General features: G+C 46.2%; 1 protein-coding gene. It reads right to left on the reverse strand.

Translation table 11 applies throughout. From position 1 onward, the window contains the following. Window positions 1-1,382, reverse strand: a 1,382-nt coding sequence (locus tag ACIGBM_RS13505) for a Na+/H+ antiporter NhaC family protein (RefSeq protein ID WP_397478087.1), incomplete at its 3' end; no start/stop codon positions are given.

The raw sequence follows: 1,382 nt of genomic DNA on the forward strand, positions 1-1,382 counted from the left end.
TCTTTAACCCGACTAATCGTCAGCCCCGTGAACCCAAACAGCAATGTCAGCAGCAATGACAAATAACAGAAGAATGCATAAGGTAGATAGTCTAATACTGGCACCCCTAACGCCTGACTGATAAACACCCCGCATACACTCCAAGGCACCAGCGGATTGATCACCGTTCCTGCATCCTCAATCGTCCGAGACAAATTCTTAGGATGTAGATGTAAGCGCTCAAATGTCGAACGGAATGCCGTACCTGATAATAGAATACTCAAATACTGCTCACCAATCAGCACGTTAATGCTCAGTGCCGACATCGCTGCAGCGAATATCGCTCGTCCTGAAGTCGTCAGTGTGTCTTTAATACCAGATAGCAGTGCTGGCAGAATCCCCAGTGCCGTTAATAGACCACCTAAGCTTAATGCTAGTATCACAATCGCCTGGGTAAAGAACATACTCTGTACACCGCCACGCGACAGCATACCACCTACCTCACCTAGCTCTAATGACTCAGCAGGTGCATAGCCTGCAAACAGATAACCGCCCAACTGTCCAAAGCTTGGTGAACTATGGATATAAGTAATAATCAGTGCCGCGGCAATAGTACAGATAATCGTATAAATCGCATTAACCCGAAACAGTGCCAATCCAACCAGTACCACAAATGGCAGTACCGAATACCCATGTACCAGACCGCTGTCTATCAATTGTCCTTGCAATATAATCACTTGACTCAGATCAGCACTGGTCGTCTGTCCTGAGAACATCCAAAACAGTATCACCGTCAGTATCCATGCAGGTACTGTCGTATACATCATATTGCGAATGTGCTCAAACAGATCGATACCAACGACAGAAGAGGCAATCGTACAAGTATCAGACAAAGGAGACATTTTATCACCAAAGAACGCCCCTGATACTACTGCCCCTGCCGCTATCGCCACATTGGCATCAAAGGCATTACTCATACCAATAAAGGCCACGCCCAAAGTCGCTGCAGTCGTCAAACTACTACCCAATGCAATACCGATAATAGAGGTTAAGATAAAGGCAGAGATATAATAGTACTCAGGTGATATCAGCTGAAAGCCTACATACATGAGTGTAGGAATCGCTCCTGACATCATCAGAGCCGCAACCATCAGTCCGATAAAGAAGAACAAATAGATGGCACCGATACCACGCATGACACCTGAGGCCATTTGCGCTTGCATGTCATCAAAGCTGAGTCCTTTATACATACCGATAGCCAGTAGTACACAGATGGCTAAGATAAGAGACAGATGAGGCACCCAGCCAAAGCCGATCATGGTGATGCCCATGATACCGATGACGATGGCGGATATGATAAAGGCGAGCTTAGCACTGATTAATGTAAGCGGTTTTGGTGGCAT

It is taken from the genome of Psychrobacter sp. NPDC077938 (genome assembly GCF_044542635.1).
In the GTDB taxonomy this organism is placed as follows: Bacteria; Pseudomonadota; Gammaproteobacteria; order Pseudomonadales; family Moraxellaceae; genus Psychrobacter.